The organism is Streptococcus hyointestinalis (genome assembly GCF_041225505.1).
Taxonomy (GTDB): Bacteria; Bacillota; Bacilli; order Lactobacillales; family Streptococcaceae; genus Streptococcus; species Streptococcus hyointestinalis_B.
Genome location: NZ_JBCLSK010000011.1, coordinates 1 through 17,120 on the forward strand (window position 1 = coordinate 1; position 17,120 = coordinate 17,120).

Consider the following 17,120-nt stretch of genomic DNA (forward strand, 5'->3'; position numbering starts at 1 on the left):
AGACATATGAAAACTCCCCTTATAGTTTCTAGTGAATTTTTGTTTTTTCACTGTCTACTATATGGGGAGTATATCAATAAGTTAGATGTTCGATTTTTTCTTTTCTTCTATTTCATCGTCGGAAACAGCAACACATCACGGATGGTTGTAGTGTCAGTGAGGAGCATGACTAGTCGGTCAATACCGATACCGAGTCCGCCAGTTGGTGGCATGCCGTACTCAAGCGCTTCGACGTAGTCGTAGTCGATGCCAGTCGCTTCATCATCCCCAAGCTCTTTGGCAGCGGCTTGTGCTTTGAAGCGCTCAAGTTGATCGATTGGGTCATTGAGCTCGGTAAAGGCATTACCATATTCTTTGGCCATGATAAAGAGCTCAAAGCGGTCTGTAAAGCGTGGGTCGTCTGCATTTTTCTTAGCAAGCGGTGACACTTCGACAGGATGACCGTAGACAAAGGTTGGTTGGATAAGGGTTTCTTCGACAAATTCTTCAAAGAAAGCATTGATGATGTGCCCGACACTAGTGAAGTGTTTTTCAACAGGAACACCCTTGTCAGCAGCTAGTTGCTTAGCTTCGTCTAGAGTCATTTCACGCCAGAAGTCAACGCCAGTCACTTCCTTGATAGCGTCCACCATGTGCACACGCTTAAACGGCTCGTTAATCATGATTTCAGTGTCTTGATAAGTGATAGGCCCGTCTCCCTTGACTGCCTTAGCAGCGTGTTGGATGATACCCTCAGTCAAGTCCATGATGTCTTGGAAATCAGCATAGGCTTGATAGACCTCAATAGAGGTGAACTCAGGGTTGTGTGTAGCGTCCATGCCTTCGTTACGGAAGATACGTCCAATCTCATAGACACGCTCCATACCACCGACAATCAAGCGTTTGAGGTGCAACTCTGTTGCGATACGAAGCACCATGTCCAGATCTTGCGCATTGTGGTGCGTGATAAATGGACGAGCAGCAGCACCACCAGCTTCATTGTGCAAAACAGGCGTTTCCACTTCAAGGAAGCCAAGTCCATCAAGGTAATGACGGATTTCAGAGATGATTTTAGAACGTGTGACAAAGCGCTCAAAGCTATCACGGTTTGAAATCAAGTCGAGGTGGCGTTTGCGGTAAATGGTCTCAATATCAGTCAGCCCGTGGAACTTCTCAGGCAGTGGGCGAAGCGCCTTAGAGAGGTGGGTGATGTGTGTCGCCTTGATAGAGAGCTCACCCATATCTGTACGCATAACCTCACCTTCAACCCCTAAAAAGTCACCAAGGTCAGCCTTTTTGAAGATGTCGTAGTTTTCTTCACCGACAGCGTCTTTTCTGACGTAGATTTGGATTTGTCCATCTCGGTCTTGGAGATGTGCAAAGCCAACCTTACCTTTACCACGCTTAGTCATCAAGCGCCCTGCGATGATAGCTGTTTCATTGATTTCATGCAATTCTTCTTTGGTTTTGTCAGCGTATTTTGCTTTTAATTGACCAGATGTTGCTGTGCGCTCGAATCGTTTCCCAAAAGGGTCAATTCCTTGCTCAGCTAAAGCCGCCATTTTTTCACGGCGGACAATTTGTTGGTCATTTAATGTTTCATTATGTTCGTTTGACATCATTTCCTCCAAGTAGTTTCTCTCCGCTATTATACCATAAATAAAAGGAGACTTCACTATATTTTTAGATTGTCAAAGCTTTCTATTGTGATACTTGTCACATTGCAATAATTTTCTAAAAAAGGTATACTAATAAGGAGTAGAAAGGACTAAATAATGATTACTTCCATTGTATTTGACGTTGATGATACTATCTATGACCAGCAGGCGCCTTATCGTGTGGCTGTTGAGAAGTGTTTTCCAGACTTTGATATGAGCTGTATCAATCAAGCCTACATTCGTTTTCGTCATTATTCTGATGTTGGTTTTCCACGTGTCATGGCTGGTGAGTGGACGACAGAGTATTTCCGATTTTGGCGCTGCAAGGAGACGCTTCTTGAGTTTGGCTATCGTGAGATTGACCAAGAAAGCGGCAGCCATTTCCAAGAAGTCTATGAAAAAGAGCTGGAAAATATCACTATGCTGGATGAGATGCGCATGACGCTTGATTTTCTCAAGTCCAAAAATGTGCCGATGGGAGTGATTACCAATGGTCCAACAGAACATCAGCTCAAAAAGGTGAAAAAGCTAGGGCTTTACGACTATGTCGACCCTAAGCGTGTCATCGTCAGCCAAGCGACTGGTTTTCAAAAGCCTGAAAAGGAAATCTTTAACCTAGCGGCTCAGCAGTTTGACATGAATCCTGCAACAACTCTTTATGTGGGCGATTCCTATGACAATGACATCATGGGAGCTTTTAATGGCGGTTGGCACTCCATGTGGTTCAACCACCGTGGACGTAAGCTAAAGCCAGGTACCAAGCCTGTCTACGACCTTGAGATTGACAACTTCGAGCAGCTTTACGGCGCTGTCAAGGTCCTCTTTGACCTGCCAGACAATAAATTTATCTTTGACGTCAATGACAAGAAAAATCCTGTCCTTGAGCTGGGGATTAACAATGGCTTGATGATGGCAGCTGAGCGCCTGCTTGAGAGCAATATCAGCATTGACAAGGTCGTGATTTTGCTGCGCTTAACACCACAACAAGAAAAAGTCCTGCGTATGAAGTACGCACGCTAATCCATCAAAAAGGATTTTGGAAATGTCCAAAATCCTTTTTTTAAGCGATGGTTTCAACGGTTTCAAGATAAGTCTTGTCGTTCCAAGTGAGGAGGTCGTAGTGCTTGCAGTCTGTGGTTTCAAGGACAGTGACACTGGCATTGTAAAGCCCTCCATTTTGGCGGAGTTCACCGATGTCGTAGCCTAAGAGAGTACGAATAGACGCCGTCAGATTGGCACCGTGCCCGACGATGAGGACATTTTGATAGTCCTTGTCAGCGAGTGTTTGTAAAAAGCGCTTGACCCGTATGGTGGTATCATGCGGCGTCTCTGCTCCAAAATAGCCCGAGTGAAAAGCAGCTAGATTGTGGTGAAAGGCAGTCATTTCCTGCGGATAGATGTCTGTGATGACCGAAACCTTTTGCCCTTCGAGTCTGCCGAGGTGCCATTCTCGTAGAGCAGGAGTTGCGGTGATTGCGATAGGCTGATTGTTTTGCGCCATGATGACCTCTGCGCTATCCACAGCTCGCTTTAAATCACTAGAAAAAGCAGCGTCAAAAGAGACATTTTGTAAAAATGCTCCAAGCTCTGCTAGTTCATCACGAGCTTCAGACAGCAGTGGCGAATCTCCCTTTGCCCCCTGAAAACGCCCTTCTAAGTTCCATTCCGTTTTTCCGTGTCGTACAAAATAGATTTTCATTATTTTCCCTCAATGTGTTTCTAATAAATCTGCAAAGTCAGCAGAGACAAAGTCAGCTAGTGTCTGGCTGTCAATGCGAATGGAGCGCCCAATCTCACCAGCAGAGACAATCAAAAAGCCCTTGTCTTTTGCGGTATTGTCAATGTAAATCGGAAAGGCATGCTTTTGGCGGATACCGACAGGATTGTTGGCACCGTGGATATAGCCAGTTGTTTTTTGCAGGTCTTTTTGTGGAATCATGCTGACCTTTTTATTGCCAGAGACCTTGGCGAGTTTCTTTTCAGACAGGTGCTCGGTGATAGGGACGATACCGATAAGAGGACCGGTTTTATCTCCGATAAGGGCTAGGGTTTTGTAAATGTCAGATTTGTCGATGTCGTCTGGTAGGTCATCCTTTAGCGCATTGAGAGCAAGGCTATCATGCTCTATTTTTGCCTTGTCTAAGATTTGGTCGACCAGTGTTTTTTTGAGTTTTTTTGCTTTTGCCATCTTTATCCTTTCTTGTCTTATTGTCGTAAAAACAGCGCGTCCTAAAAGGTACACGCTAGTTTTTAGAAGTCACTTTGCCAAAGAGTTTTTCGTAGGTCTTTTTAGTGTCCTTGGTCACTGCGATTTGATTGAGGTCAAGGACATTGTCAAATCCAGGCAAAACTCCCTGTGACGTATACTGGTGCAAATCATAGGTGAGTGTCGTGTTTGGTGCAGCCTCATAGTAGCCTGAGTCGGTACCATAAGTCGGTATCCAAACAGCGTCAAACCCTTTTGTAGAAATGCCCTGTTCTTCCATAAAGTAAGTACCGATATAAAGCCCAACATTCTTAGCACCTAAGCGTCTCAGCTCGTCACGAAAAGCCTTGACCCCTTTATTCATATTGGACATGGTCTTTTCCTCAACGTCAATCCAGTAAAAGGTTGGGCTGTAAGGCGAAGCGTTTTTATAAAAACTTCTGGCTTCTGCCTTCATCTCCTTGACACTTTTACCTAGAGCGTAGCTGTAGACAGCGACAGGGACATTACGCTTTTGAAAGGCGGTGATATGCTCTTTAAAGGCTTTATCCACACCTGTTGTATAGGCGGCGTTGTTACTGCTAGTAATCTGTGAGCCTCCATAGACACGGACAATAGCGCCTGAGATATTATTTGAAAGTGTATCGTAGTCAATCTCGCTAGGACGCTGCCAGCCCGAGACATCAATTATCGGTTTTAGAACAAATTCGTCTTCATCTGTGGTGCTTTTGGTCGTCTTGGCTGTGCTGGTTTTGCTGACAGAAGGGATACTGTTTTTAGCATCGGTCAGCTGCTGCTCATAAGCTTTTTGCATTTTTTGATGGCTATAGAGCAAACAAAAAGCGAGAAAACCAAGAAAGAGATAGACCACAATAGGCTTAATTCTTCTTCTCATTTGGTTTTATTGTACCGTAAAATAGCTAAAATAGCAAAGTTTTTCGCCTGCTTTCTTCTATTCTTGGGGAAAATAGACTAAACATGATAGCGTTTTACATATCACAAGTCATGTTACACGATAAAAAGTCTCCTTGTGGAGACTTTTGTGAATTATTGTGAGATAGCTTCGCTGTAAGCGATAATGCTATCAACCGTGTCACTCAAGAATTGAATGGTGTCACGAAGAGGCTTGTCTGTACTGATGTCAGCACCGATGATTTTAGCTGTTTCAAGCGGTGTCTTGCTGCCACCAGATTTGAGAAAATCAAGCCAGTCAGAAGCGCCATTAGGACTTGACTTGAGATGGAGATAGCCGCTGGTTGCAATCACCAAACCTGCTGAGTAAGTGTAGCTGTAAAGCCCCATGTAGTAGTGGCTTTGGCGCATCCAAGTCAGAGCGGCGTCGTCATCAATCTCAACCGCATCGTCCCAGAAGTCGCTAAGCACTTCCTTCATGATGGCGTTTAATTGCTCAGCACCAAAGGTGCCGCCCTCTTCGATGATGGTGTAAACCTTACGTTGAAAAGCAGCTTCCAGCAAGTGCGTGATGAAGTTGTGGAAGTAAGTATCTGTCAGCCTGTGAGCAAGAGCAAAGCGTTTTTGACGAGCTGTGTCAAAGGCATGCTCTAGGTAATCACTGAGCAAAAGCTCATTGAAGGTTGACGGTGCTTCGACATAGTAGGTTGACATGTGGGTGTTAAAGTAGCTTTGGTGATTGTCAGAAAAGATAAACTGTCCAGAGTGTCCAATCTCATGGATGAGCGTGTAGACATCGCTCATACGTCCTGTCCAGCTCATCAGTACATAAGGGTGTACCTTGTAGGGGTCAGCAGCGTAGCCACCAGAGTCTTTGTTGGCGTTGGCTGCAAAGTCTACCCAGCGCTCTTTCTGATAGCGCTCGACCTCTCTTGTGTATTCGCTACCTAGACTAGCTACAGACTTCATGACAAGGTCGTAAGCCTCATCAATAGTCACGTCAGGATTGAGTTCATTGTCAATATCTAGTTTCCAATCGGCAAAGGTCATCTTCTCAAGACCATTGACCTTGGCGACATGTTTGAGGAATTTTCTAGCGACTGGGGCAAACTCCGTCATGATGAGGTCAATCTGACGGTCAAACATGGAGCGGTCAACCTCCTGCTCAGCAAGGAGGTAGTCAAAGACGGAGTCATAGCCACGCATATCAGCGATGAGCTTTTCAGACTTGACCTTAGCGAGGTAAGCCGCAGCGGCAGCATTTTGATGCTGTCTCAGACCTTTTGAGAAAGAGCGAAAAGCCTTCTCACGAATAGCTGCGTCCTCGTGGTTTTGGTAGAAGTTTTCATAGAGGACAAAGGAGTTGGTGTAGGTCTTGCCGTCCACCTCAAAGTCCTCCATAGAAAAGTCGCCAGCCCGCATTTTGGTATAGATGTCGTAAGGTGCGCCCATGACTTCGTTGAGGTTGGTGAGTGCCTTTTCGACCTCTGGCGCTAGAAGGTGCGCTTTTTGGATTTTTGCCTGACGAATGGCTGCGCTAAAGTGCGGATTTTCCTCTAGTTCATCTAAAATCGCCTCATCAGCCTGCGCTAGAGCCGTGTCAAAGAAACTGAGCTCAACGCTCGCTTTGGTCATAAAGTCACTACCAGCCTTGGCGATTTGGGCAAACTCTTCATTGCTAAAGTCTGTCGTCTGTGGCATGAAAGCATAAGTGTCAATGTGGCTCATCTGGATGTAGATTTGCTCGATTTCCATCAAGGCTTGTGTGAAGTCATCAACATCTGTCAGTTTGTTTTCATAGTTCTTGCGAAAAACACGCACATCCTCTAGCGCTTTTTCAATCGCCAAGAGAAAGTCTTCACGGTCTTTGTAGAGAGCGGTCAAATCCCAGAGTTCATTCTCGGGAAATTCTGAACGTTTTTTGAGTTCCATAGGTGTCTCCTTTGATTTTATTCTATTTATTTAGTATAACACAATTGAAAACGATAACAACGAATTTTACTATCTTTTTCTGTCAGAATATTCGTAAATAACTGGTAATTTTTCAGAAATAAGTTTACTTTTAAGGTCAAAAAGGGTATGATAATAGCAAGAAGTCTTTAATGTATCATTAAATCCAGATGAGAGGAGTGAAATCTGTGACGACTAAAAAGTTAGAAAGCAGTAGCAGCAATGGGCATATCACCGAAGAGGTCGCTATTTTGAAGCGTCTGCTGGATGAGACTGCCCAGCAATTGGTAGGAGAGGAAACTTTTGATACCATTCAGGAGTTGGTGTCTCTCTCAGCTACTGACCAGTATGTGGAGCTTGAAAAGCTAGTAGCTACGATTAGTAATGATGAGATGGTTGTAGTGGCGAGGTATTTCTCTATCTTACCGCTTCTTATCAACATCTCTGAGGATGTGGACCTTGCTTACAAGGTTAACTATGCCAATAACACTGATAGTGACTACCTGGGAAAATTATCAGCTACCATTGATACCGTAAGCGACAAGGATAATGCTAAGGAAATCCTAGAGCATGTCAATGTCGTACCAGTCCTAACTGCTCACCCAACGCAAGTACAGCGTAAAACAGTCCTTGAGTTGACCACTCAAATCCATGACCTTTTACGCAAATACCGTGATGTGCAGGCTGGTATCGTCAACAGAGAAAAATGGCTGGATGAGTTGCGCCGCTATGTTGAGATTATCATGCAGACCGATATTATCCGTGAGCGTAAACTCAAGGTCAAAAATGAAATCACCAATGTCATGGAATACTATAATGTTTCCTTGATTAAGGCGATTACAAAACTAACTACAGAGTACAAAAAACTAGCGAGTGAGCGTGGTCTCACACTAGACAACCCACGCCCGATCACTATGGGCATGTGGATTGGTGGTGACCGTGATGGGAACCCATACGTCACAGCTGAGACGCTGCGCATGTCAGCGACTGTCCAAAGTGAGGTTATCCTCAATTATTACATTGAGAAATTAACCACGCTTTACCGCACCATCTCACTCTCAACCACGCTTTGTCAGGCGTCTGATGCGGTTAAGGAAATGGCAGAGCACTCAAACGACACCTCTGTCTACCGTGAAAACGAGCCTTATCGTAAAGCCTTTAACTACATCCAATCAAAAGTTATTCAAACGCTGATTGAGCTTAAGACAGACGGCATTCCAAAACGCACTACAACTCTGGGAGACGTCTACACCAGCACCAACAACGCTAGCGTCGTTGCTCGCTATGTCCAAGGCAAGCTGACTGAGGTAGCGTCTGAGTTTAAGCAAGAGGTCTTTCCACACTACACAAGTGCAGCTGACTTTAAGCAAGATTTGTTGACCATCAAGGAGTCTCTAGAGGCTAATGGCGACCATGCTCTTATCAAAGGCGACTTTGAGGAGTTATTGCAGGCTGTTGATGTTTTTGGTTTCTACCTAGCAAGTATCGACATGCGTCAAGACTCTAGTGTTCATGAGGCTTGTGTGGCAGAATTGCTCAAATCTGCTCACATCGTTGACAACTACAGTGAACTCTCAGAGGATGAGAAATGTCAAGTTCTCCTAAAAGAACTGCTCGAAGACCTACGTCCACTGTCTGCAACGCATGCGCCTAAGTCTGAATTGCTGGAAAAAGAGTTGGCTATCTTTAGAACAGCTCGTGAGTTAAAAGACCAGCTAGGAGATGATGTCATCAAGCAACATATCATCTCACACACAGAAAGTGTCTCTGATATGTTTGAGCTTGCCATCATGCTAAAAGAAGTTGGTCTAACAGACAGCGAGTCTGCTCGTATCCAAATCGTGCCTCTCTTTGAGACGATTGAGGACCTTGACAACTCACGTGCCATTATGACACAGTACCTTGAGTATGATATTGTCAAAAAATGGATTGCAGCCAATAAAGGCTACCAAGAAATCATGCTGGGCTACTCTGACTCCAATAAAGACGGTGGCTATCTTGCTTCTGGCTGGACACTCTATAAAGCGCAAAACGACTTGACCAAGATTGGGGATGACCACGGTGTCAAGATTACCTTCTTCCACGGTCGTGGTGGTACTGTTGGTCGTGGTGGCGGTCCATCTTACGAAGCCATCACTTCTCAACCATTTGGCTCTATCAAGGATCGTATCCGTCTAACTGAGCAAGGGGAAATCATCGAAAACAAATACGGCAACAAAGACGCTGCTTATTACAACCTCGAGATGTTGATTTCAGCTTCTATCAACCGTATGGTCACTCAGATGATTGCTAATCCAAGTGAGATTGATGGCTTTAGAGAGATTATGGACGCTGTGGTGCAAGATAGTAATGTCATCTATCGTGATTTGGTGTTTGGAAATCCTCATTTCTATGATTATTTCTTTGAAGCAAGTCCGATTAAGGAAGTGTCTAGTCTCAACATCGGCTCACGTCCAGCTGCTCGTAAGACCATCACTGAGATTTCAGGTCTGCGTGCCATTCCTTGGGTCTTCTCATGGTCACAAAACCGTATCATGTTCCCAGGTTGGTATGGTGTCGGCTCTGCCTTTAAGCACTTTATCGACCAAGACGAGGCAAATCTGGCTAAACTCCAACACATGTACAAGACTTGGCCATTCTTCAACTCGCTACTATCAAATGTAGATATGGTGCTGTCAAAATCAAACATGAATATCGCCTTCCAATACGCTCAACTGGCTAAGGAAGAAGAAGTCCGAGACGTCTTTAACATCATCCTAGATGAGTGGCAGTTGACCAAAAATGTGATTTTAGCTATCGAAGGACATGACGAGCTCCTAGCAGAAAGCCCAAGCTTACGTGCTAGTCTTGATTACCGCTTGCCATACTTCAATGTGCTTAACTACATCCAAATCGAACTCATCAAGCGCTTGCGCAATGACCAGTTGGGTGAAGATTATGAAAAACTCATTCACATCACTATCAACGGTATTGCAACAGGTTTGCGTAATTCAGGCTAATAGAGAAACCTACAGTGTAAAAGCTGTAGGTTTTATCTTGCTGTTCAACTTTTACTTTGCCTAGCAAAGATGATATAATGGTAAATGCAAGTTTTGAATGAACGAGGTATTTATGAAAATTGAGAAACGCCATTTGCTAAATTACTCTATCCTCATTCCTTATTTGATTTTGTCGGTGCTGGGCTTGATTGTTATTTATTCGACGACCAGCGTCAGCTTGATTAGTAGTGGGCTCAATCCTTTTAAGTCTGTACTCAATCAGGCAGGATTTTGGGTAGTGAGTTTAGCAGCCATTGCTTTTATCTATAAACTCAAGCTAAACTTTTTGAAAAACGGCAATGTTCTGCGCATTGCTTTGATTGTCGAGATGATTTTGCTTTTTATCGCTCGTTTCTTTACACGAACGGTCAATGGGGCGCACGGCTGGATTGTGCTTGGTCCGATTAGTTTTCAGCCGGCGGAGTATCTTAAGGTCCTTATCGTCTGGCTCTTAGCTTTTACCTTTGCTAGAAAGCAGAAACTGATTGAAACCTATGACTACCAAGCGCTGACCAAGCGCAAGTGGATTCCTAGGAGTTGGTCAGATCTCAAGGACTGGCGGGTCTACTCACTTGTTCTTATCGGTATGGTTGTCATCCAACCTGACCTTGGGAATGCGGCGATTATCGTATTGACAGCGGTCATCATGTACTCTGTCAGTGGGGTGGGCTACCGTTGGTTCTCTGGGCTTTTAACAGCCATTGTGACTGTATCGGCTGCCTTTCTTGGCTTGATTGCCATTGTTGGTGTAGAGACTATGGGAAAAGTGCCTATCTTTGGTTATGTCGCTAAGCGTTTCAGCGCTTTTTACAACCCCTTTAAGGACGTGACAGACTCAGGACACCAGCTGGCAAACTCTTACTACGCTATGAGTAATGGCGGTTGGTTTGGGCTAGGTCTTGGAAACTCCATCGAAAAGCGGGGCTATCTGCCAGAGTCAACGACCGACTTTGTCTTTTCCATCGTCATGGAGGAGCTAGGTGTTATTGGCGCTTGTCTCATCTTAGCCTTGGTCTTTTTCTTGATTTTACGTATCTTTCACGTGGGTATCAAGGCGAAAAATCCCTTTAACTCCATGATGGCGCTGGGTATCGGAGGCATGCTCTTGATGCAGGTCTTTGTCAATATCGGCGGTATCTCAGGACTCATTCCATCGACTGGGGTAACTTTTCCTTTCCTATCTCAAGGGGGAAATAGTCTCCTCGTCCTTTCAGTAGCGGTAGGGATCGTCCTCAATATCGATGCCAATGAAAAACGGGACGCTATCTATAGAGCAGAAGAAGAAAAAAAAGAGCAAAGACGACAAGCCAAGATGCTTTCCCCAACAGACGACAAAATTATCCCTTTTAACCGTCAAGCCTAAAAAGTTTGAGTGACAACTCAAGCTTTTTTTACTATAATGGAGAAGTCCAAATGTGACACTTATCGCATAGACAGTAGAACAAGCAGAAGAAAAAGCAGATAAGATTTTCCCACTTTACCCTTTTTTAAAAAACAGAAAACAAGTAAAATTTGAAAAAGGCGTGGTTAAGGCTTGCAATTTTACCGGAATTTGTTAAAATAATAAGGTAAAGTTAGACTGTATTGCCTACCGTCTATCTATAAAATATATTTTATTGGAGGCTTTTCCTAAATGGCAAAAGAAAAATACGATCGTAGTAAACCACACGTTAACATTGGTACAATCGGACACGTTGACCACGGTAAAACTACTTTGACAGCTGCAATCACTACAGTTCTTGCACGCCGTCTTCCATCAGCAGTTAACCAACCACAAGACTACGCTGCAATCGATGCTGCTCCAGAAGAACGCGAACGCGGTATCACAATCAACACTGCACACGTTGAGTACGAAACTGAAAAACGTCACTATGCGCACATCGACGCACCAGGACACGCGGACTACGTTAAAAACATGATCACTGGTGCCGCTCAAATGGACGGTGCTATCCTTGTAGTAGCTTCAACTGACGGACCAATGCCACAAACTCGTGAGCACATCCTTCTTTCACGTCAAGTTGGTGTTAAACACCTTATCGTCTTCATGAACAAAGTTGACTTGGTTGACGATGAAGAATTGCTTGAATTGGTTGAAATGGAAATCCGTGACCTTCTTAGCGAATACGATTTCCCAGGTGATGACCTTCCAGTTATCCAAGGTTCAGCCCTTAAAGCTCTTGAAGGTGATGAAAAGTACGAAGACATCATCATGGAATTGATGAACACTGTTGATGAGTACATTCCAGAACCAGAACGTGACACTGACAAACCACTTCTTCTTCCAGTCGAAGACGTATTCTCAATCACTGGACGTGGTACAGTTGCTTCAGGACGTATCGACCGTGGTACTGTTAAAGTCAACGACGAAGTTGAAATCGTTGGTATCAAAGACGAAATCCAAAAAGCAGTTGTTACTGGTGTTGAAATGTTCCGTAAACAATTGGATGAAGGTCTTGCAGGGGACAACGTTGGTGTGCTTCTTCGTGGTATCCAACGTGACGAAATCGAACGTGGTCAAGTATTGGCTGCACCAGGATCAATCAAACCTCACACTAAATTCAAAGGTGAAGTTTACATCCTTACTAAAGAAGAAGGTGGACGTCACACTCCATTCTTCAACAACTACCGTCCACAGTTCTACTTCCGTACAACTGACGTAACTGGTTCAATCGAATTGCCAGCAGGTACTGAAATGGTTATGCCTGGTGATAACGTTACTATCGACGTTGAATTGATCCACCCAATCGCCGTTGAACAAGGTACTACTTTCTCTATCCGTGAAGGTGGACGTACTGTTGGTTCAGGTATCGTATCTGAAATCGAAGCTTAATTAGTATTAAGTTCCCAAATTAACAATTATAGTCAGACAACTTTAATTGTAACGAGCTCTTTGAGCTCGTTTTTTTGTAGACAAAAACACCACTAGCAAGGCTAGTGGTTTCATTTTTGGAAAAAGAAAATGCCACAAGCAGTGGCAATCAGATAAGAAAGATGTAGATGACAAGACCAAAGTAAAATAAGAGGGTGACAAGAAAGCCTACTCGCCAAAAGAGCTTGATAAAACGCTTGTAGCTAAAACGGTGCTTTTTAAAAATCAGAAAAGCAGCAATGGCTAGAGCTAAAAGGCTAAAGAGTGAGATGAGGTAGGGCAAAAGCCCGTGGGTTAGAAACTTGTCAGAAACAAGGATAATCTCTAAGACGTAGAGTGGGAAAGCGACGTCTGGAAACAGGAGCTTTAAGCGGTTAAGTCCAAAGAGTTTGACGATAATATAGGAAAAAATAGGGGTTAAAACAAGTAGCAGTAGGGCAATAAACTTATACATCATAGTATTATTTTACCTCTTGTGAGGAGACTTGTAAACTTTTTTAAAAGAAAAACTTGGTTTACCTTGATTTATTTTGAAAATGCGTTATAATAGTTAGGTATGCTAAAAAGCATATCTGTGGGAGGTAAAAATCTACAATTACCGAACGAACCACAACAGGAGGATATTTAAAATGGCTAAAAAAGTCGAAAAAGTTGTTAAACTTCAAATTCCTGCTGGTAAAGCGACACCAGCTCCACCAGTCGGACCAGCTCTTGGTCAAGCAGGAATCAACATCATGGGATTCACTAAAGAGTTTAACGCTCGTACAGCTGATCAAGCTGGTATGATCATCCCAGTTGTTATCTCAGTATATGAAGATAAATCATTTGATTTCATCACAAAAACTCCGCCAGCTGCTGTTCTTTTGAAAAAAGCTGCAGGTGTTGAAAAAGGTTCAGGTGAACCAAACAAAACTAAAGTTGCTAGCGTTACTCGTGCACAAGTACAACAAATCGCTGAAACTAAAATGCCTGACCTTAACGCTGCAAACATCGAGTCTGCAATGCGTATGATTGAAGGTACTGCTCGTTCAATGGGATTCACTGTTACTGACTAATAGTCCCCACTAAACCCGCACGACTTCATCAACATCTGATGAGTGACGTGGGAGATTTCACTAAATCGCTAGACCACATTACAAGGAGAAAATATAATGGCTAAAAAAAGTAAAAACTTGCGTGCTGCTCTTGAGAAAATCGACAGCACTAAAGCATACAGCGTAGAAGAAGCTGTAGCTCTTGCAAAGGAAACTAACTTTGCAAAATTTGACGCAACTGTAGAAGTTGCTTACAACCTTAACATCGACGTGAAAAAAGCTGACCAACAAATCCGTGGTGCAATGGTATTGCCAAACGGTACTGGTAAAACATCTCGTGTACTTGTATTTGCACGTGGTGCTAAAGCTGAAGAAGCAAAAGCTGCTGGTGCAGACTTCGTTGGTGAAGATGACCTTGTTGCTAAAATCAACGGTGGATGGCTTGACTTTGATGTTGTTATCGCAACACCAGATATGATGGCTATCGTTGGTCGTCTTGGACGTGTGCTTGGTCCTCGTAACCTTATGCCAAACCCTAAAACAGGTACTGTAACTATGGATGTTGCAAAAGCTGTTGAAGAGTCTAAAGGTGGTAAGATTACTTACCGTGCTGACAAAGCAGGTAACGTTCAAGCGCTTATCGGTAAAGTATCATTTGATACTGACAAATTGGTTGAAAACTTCAAAGCTTTCAATGACACAATCGTTAAAGCTAAACCAGCTACAACTAAAGGAACTTACATCACAAACCTTTCTATCACAACTACTCAAGGTGTTGGTATCAAGGTTGACCCAAGTTCACTTTAATTGTGAAAAGACCCGTTTAGGGTCTTTTTTGTGTGGGAAAATAAATCATGTATTTAGCAGGCTTATAGTGGTATTTTAGAAGACTTGATGATACACTAATAGTAAATAAAGAAGTAAGGAAATGATTATGAACGAATTTGAAGCATTTAAAAAGACTTTGTCGCAAGAGAGCCTAACGGACATCTACAATGAAACCAAAACAGAAGTGACAGAGGATTATTTGGAAGGGACAGAAGCCTTTTCAGTTGCTTTGGCGACGCAAATGGCGGTCAATCTGGTCGAAAAATACCATGAATGGCTAAAGGAAAAATAAGCTGCTTGTCTGCTACTAGGATTGTCAAAAAATCCTGCCTAGGCACTAGGAGAATAATGCAAAATATGATAAAATAGATAGGATAAAATAAGGAGAATTAAAATGGTTGAACCGAAATATCATCGTATTTTGATTAAATTGTCTGGTGAGGCATTGTCTGGTGACAAGGGTGTTGGTATTGATTTGCCAACTGTTCAGGCTATTGCAAAGGAAATCGCAGAAGTACATCAGTCTGGTGTGCAAATTGCGCTTGTTATTGGTGGGGGCAATCTCTGGCGTGGTGAGCCAGCGGCTGCTGCTGGGATGGAGCGTGTCCAAGCGGACTACACTGGTATGCTAGGTACTGTCATGAACGCTCTTGTTATGGCAGATAGCTTGCAGCAATGTGGTGTAGATACACGTGTGCAGACAGCTATTCCAATGCAAAATGTGGCTGAGCCTTATATCCGTGGGCGTGCGCTTCGTCACTTGGAAAAAGGGCGTATTGTCATCTTTGGTGCTGGTATTGGTTCCCCTTATTTTTCAACGGATACAACGGCTGCGCTTCGTGCGGCTGAGATTGAAGCGGAAGCTATTCTTATGGCTAAAAATGGTGTGGATGGTGTCTACAATGCCGATCCTAAGAAAGATGCCAATGCTATCAAGTTTGACGAGTTAACACACGTTGAAGTGATCAAGCGTGGTCTCAAAATCATGGACGCTACCGCATCTACCCTATCTATGGACAATGATATTGACCTTGTCGTCTTTAACATGAATGAGACAGGTAATATCAAACGTGTTGTCTTTGGTGAGCAAATCGGGACAACTGTATCAAATAAAGTATCTGAGGAGTAAAAGAGTATTATGGCAAACCCTATTATTGATAAAGCAAATGAGCGCTTTGAGCAGTCGCACCATTCGCTTGCTCGTGAGTTCGCAAGCATTCGTGCAGGCCGTGCAAATGCGTCACTACTTGACCGTATCGAAGTGGAGTACTACGGTGCTCCGACACCGCTTAACCAGCTAGCGTCTATCACTGTACCAGAAGCACGTGTTCTTTTGATTTCTCCATTTGATAAAGGTTCTATCAAGGATATTGAGCGTGCTATCAATGAGTCAGACCTTGGTATCAACCCAGCCAATGACGGCTCTGTCATCCGCTTGGTTATCCCAGCTTTGACTGAGGAAACACGTAAAGAGCTCGCTAAAGACGTGAAAAAAGTCGGTGAAAATGCTAAGATTGCTATCCGCAACATCCGCCGTGACGCTATGGACGAAGCTAAAAAGCAAGAAAAAGCCAAAGAAATCACAGAAGACGAACTCAAAGTGCTTGAAAAGGACATCCAAGCCGCTACAGACGCTGCTGTCAAGCACATTGACCAAATGACAGCTAATAAAGAAAAAGAACTCTTAGAAGTTTAATCAGACAGAACTCAGCTGGCTTGGCTAGCTGAGTTTGTTTGCCAAAAGAAGCATGAGATAAGATATGAATACACATTTAGCAACAATGATCACAGGTCTTGTGACCGATGAAAATACGGACTATTACTTTGTCCAAAAAGACGGTGTGACCTTTGCCCTTGCAAAGCAAGAAGGAGTGCATAAGCTTGGGGACATGGTCGAGGGATTTGTCTACACAGACAAACATCAGAAAAAGCGCATGACGACCGTCAAGCAAGAAGCAAGTCTAACCAGCTACGGCTGGGGTGTGGTGACTGAGGTGCGCCGTGACCTTGGTGTCTTTGTCGATACGGGGCTTCCAGACAAGGAAGTGGCAGTGTCACTAGATGTCCTCCCAGACCTCAAAGACCTGTGGCCTAAGAAAGGCGACAAGCTCTATGTCCGCTATGAGCTGGACAAAAAAGAGCGTCTGTGGGCGATTCCAGCCAGTCCAGAGGTCTTTCAAAAGCTGGCACGCCCTGCCTATGACAATATGCAAAACCAAACCTTACCTGCCATTGTCTATCGTCTCAAGCTGTCTGGGACATTTGTCTACCTACCTGAAAACAACATGCTGGGCTTCATTCACCCTAGTGAGCGCTACGCTGAGCCACGTCTCGGTCAGGTGCTAGAGGCCAGGGTCATTGGCTTTCGTGCGGTGGATAGAACGCTCAATCTCTCCATCAAACCACGCTCTTATGAGATGTTAGAGAATGATGCGCAGATGATTCTGACCTATCTAAAGGCAAATGGTGGTTTTATGACCTTAAACGACAAGTCCTCACCCGCTGACATCAAGGCGACCTTTGGTATCTCCAAAGGGCAGTTCAAAAAAGCCCTTGGTGGTCTCATGAAAGCTGGCAAAATCAAGCAAGACCAGTTTGGTGTGGACTTGATTGAAACAGACGATAAAGACTAATTTGTTTAAAAAG

14 protein-coding genes and 2 pseudogenes are annotated in these 17,120 nt (G+C 43.8%); 10 read left to right on the top strand and 6 right to left on the bottom strand.

All coding sequences use genetic code 11. The features are described from left to right. Nucleotides 1–107: 107 nt before the first annotated feature. Nucleotides 108–1,598: a lysine--tRNA ligase gene (gene lysS / locus AALA56_RS04065; RefSeq protein WP_369908867.1), complete on the bottom strand. Its 1,491-nt coding sequence runs from the start codon at nucleotides 1,596–1,598 to the stop codon at nucleotides 108–110. A gap of 156 nt (nucleotides 1,599–1,754) precedes the next feature. On the opposite strand from lysS, the gene AALA56_RS04070 reads away from it, so the two are divergent. Next, nucleotides 1,755–2,657, top strand: coding sequence for an HAD family hydrolase (locus AALA56_RS04070; RefSeq protein WP_369908868.1), 903 nt, complete (start codon nucleotides 1,755–1,757; stop codon nucleotides 2,655–2,657). Nucleotides 2,658–2,697: 40 nt separating this feature from the next. On the opposite strand, the gene AALA56_RS04075 is transcribed toward AALA56_RS04070, so the two are convergent. From AALA56_RS04075 to pepF, 4 genes and pseudogenes are all read right to left on the bottom strand, one after another. After that, nucleotides 2,698–3,336 carry a histidine phosphatase family protein gene (locus AALA56_RS04075; RefSeq protein WP_369908869.1) on the bottom strand — a complete coding sequence of 213 codons (639 nt, stop codon included), beginning with the start codon at nucleotides 3,334–3,336 and terminating at the stop codon, nucleotides 2,698–2,700. A 9-nt stretch (nucleotides 3,337–3,345) separates the two neighbouring features. Continuing rightward, a complete protein-coding gene (locus AALA56_RS04080; protein ID WP_369908870.1) occupies nucleotides 3,346–3,825 on the bottom strand; it encodes an aminoacyl-tRNA deacylase in 480 nt (159 codons plus the stop codon). A 55-nt stretch (nucleotides 3,826–3,880) separates the two neighbouring features. Next, a pseudogene (locus tag AALA56_RS04085) lies at nucleotides 3,881–4,633 on the bottom strand (glycoside hydrolase family 25 protein); the annotation flags it as partial. Nucleotides 4,634–4,890: 257 nt separating this feature from the next. Further along, nucleotides 4,891–6,687 carry an oligoendopeptidase F gene (gene pepF / locus AALA56_RS04090; protein WP_369908871.1) on the bottom strand — a complete coding sequence of 599 codons (1,797 nt, stop codon included), beginning with the start codon at nucleotides 6,685–6,687 and terminating at the stop codon, nucleotides 4,891–4,893. A 206-nt stretch (nucleotides 6,688–6,893) separates the two neighbouring features. Between pepF and ppc the strand changes: the two genes are divergently transcribed. From ppc to tuf, 3 genes and pseudogenes are all read left to right on the top strand, one after another. Then, the gene (gene ppc / locus AALA56_RS04095) at nucleotides 6,894–9,704 is read left to right on the top strand and encodes a phosphoenolpyruvate carboxylase (protein ID WP_369908872.1); all 2,811 of its coding nucleotides are present in this window, start codon (nucleotides 6,894–6,896) and stop codon (nucleotides 9,702–9,704) included. 112 nt (nucleotides 9,705–9,816) lie between these two features. Then, nucleotides 9,817–11,028, top strand: a pseudogene (locus AALA56_RS04100) (FtsW/RodA/SpoVE family cell cycle protein); the annotation flags it as partial. 348 nt (nucleotides 11,029–11,376) lie between these two features. Then, entirely contained in the window at nucleotides 11,377–12,573 is a 1,197-nt protein-coding gene (gene tuf / locus AALA56_RS04105; RefSeq protein WP_115268633.1) for an elongation factor Tu, read from the top strand. A gap of 148 nt (nucleotides 12,574–12,721) precedes the next feature. Here tuf and AALA56_RS04110 read toward each other — a convergent pair whose 3' ends face one another. Further along, on the bottom strand, nucleotides 12,722–13,069 hold the full coding sequence (locus AALA56_RS04110) for a DUF3397 domain-containing protein (RefSeq protein ID WP_164683583.1): 348 nt from the start codon (nucleotides 13,067–13,069) through the stop codon (nucleotides 12,722–12,724). A 172-nt stretch (nucleotides 13,070–13,241) separates the two neighbouring features. On the opposite strand from AALA56_RS04110, the gene rplK reads away from it, so the two are divergent. The 6 genes from rplK to AALA56_RS04140 all read left to right on the top strand — a co-directional run bounded on the left by rplK (nucleotide 13,242) and on the right by AALA56_RS04140 (nucleotide 17,107). Beyond that, on the top strand, nucleotides 13,242–13,667 hold the full coding sequence (gene rplK, locus AALA56_RS04115) for a 50S ribosomal protein L11 (RefSeq protein ID WP_115268639.1): 426 nt from the start codon (nucleotides 13,242–13,244) through the stop codon (nucleotides 13,665–13,667). 96 nt (nucleotides 13,668–13,763) lie between these two features. Beyond that, a complete protein-coding gene (gene rplA / locus AALA56_RS04120) occupies nucleotides 13,764–14,453 on the top strand; it encodes a 50S ribosomal protein L1 (protein ID WP_115268641.1) in 690 nt (229 codons plus the stop codon). A 127-nt stretch (nucleotides 14,454–14,580) separates the two neighbouring features. After that, the gene (locus AALA56_RS04125) at nucleotides 14,581–14,766 is read left to right on the top strand and encodes a hypothetical protein (protein WP_115268643.1); all 186 of its coding nucleotides are present in this window, start codon (nucleotides 14,581–14,583) and stop codon (nucleotides 14,764–14,766) included. Between the two features lie 102 nt (nucleotides 14,767–14,868). Next, nucleotides 14,869–15,603 carry a UMP kinase gene (pyrH, locus tag AALA56_RS04130; RefSeq protein ID WP_369908873.1) on the top strand — a complete coding sequence of 245 codons (735 nt, stop codon included), beginning with the start codon at nucleotides 14,869–14,871 and terminating at the stop codon, nucleotides 15,601–15,603. Nucleotides 15,604–15,612: 9 nt separating this feature from the next. Further along, nucleotides 15,613–16,170, top strand: coding sequence for a ribosome recycling factor (gene frr / locus AALA56_RS04135; RefSeq protein ID WP_115268647.1), 558 nt, complete (start codon nucleotides 15,613–15,615; stop codon nucleotides 16,168–16,170). Nucleotides 16,171–16,234: 64 nt separating this feature from the next. Next, complete coding sequence (locus AALA56_RS04140) at nucleotides 16,235–17,107, top strand: CvfB family protein (protein WP_369908874.1); 873 nt, start codon at nucleotides 16,235–16,237, stop codon at nucleotides 17,105–17,107. Nucleotides 17,108–17,120 lie beyond the last annotated feature (13 nt).

What these genes read in the sequence shown, in the direction of transcription:
- lysS (WP_369908867.1), bottom strand. Translation starts at nt 1,598, where the DNA reads ATGTCAAACGAACATAATGAAACATTAAATGACCAACAAATTGTCCGC.
- AALA56_RS04070 (WP_369908868.1), top strand. Translation starts at nt 1,755, where the DNA reads ATGATTACTTCCATTGTATTTGACGTTGATGATACTATCTATGACCAG.
- AALA56_RS04075 (WP_369908869.1), bottom strand. Translation starts at nt 3,336, where the DNA reads ATGAAAATCTATTTTGTACGACACGGAAAAACGGAATGGAACTTAGAA.
- AALA56_RS04080 (WP_369908870.1), bottom strand. Translation starts at nt 3,825, where the DNA reads ATGGCAAAAGCAAAAAAACTCAAAAAAACACTGGTCGACCAAATCTTA.
- pepF (WP_369908871.1), bottom strand. Translation starts at nt 6,687, where the DNA reads ATGGAACTCAAAAAACGTTCAGAATTTCCCGAGAATGAACTCTGGGAT.
- tuf (WP_115268633.1), top strand. Translation starts at nt 11,377, where the DNA reads ATGGCAAAAGAAAAATACGATCGTAGTAAACCACACGTTAACATTGGT.
- AALA56_RS04110 (WP_164683583.1), bottom strand. Translation starts at nt 13,069, where the DNA reads ATGATGTATAAGTTTATTGCCCTACTGCTACTTGTTTTAACCCCTATT.
- rplK (WP_115268639.1), top strand. Translation starts at nt 13,242, where the DNA reads ATGGCTAAAAAAGTCGAAAAAGTTGTTAAACTTCAAATTCCTGCTGGT.
- rplA (WP_115268641.1), top strand. Translation starts at nt 13,764, where the DNA reads ATGGCTAAAAAAAGTAAAAACTTGCGTGCTGCTCTTGAGAAAATCGAC.
- AALA56_RS04125 (WP_115268643.1), top strand. Translation starts at nt 14,581, where the DNA reads ATGAACGAATTTGAAGCATTTAAAAAGACTTTGTCGCAAGAGAGCCTA.
- pyrH (WP_369908873.1), top strand. Translation starts at nt 14,869, where the DNA reads ATGGTTGAACCGAAATATCATCGTATTTTGATTAAATTGTCTGGTGAG.
- frr (WP_115268647.1), top strand. Translation starts at nt 15,613, where the DNA reads ATGGCAAACCCTATTATTGATAAAGCAAATGAGCGCTTTGAGCAGTCG.
- AALA56_RS04140 (WP_369908874.1), top strand. Translation starts at nt 16,235, where the DNA reads ATGAATACACATTTAGCAACAATGATCACAGGTCTTGTGACCGATGAA.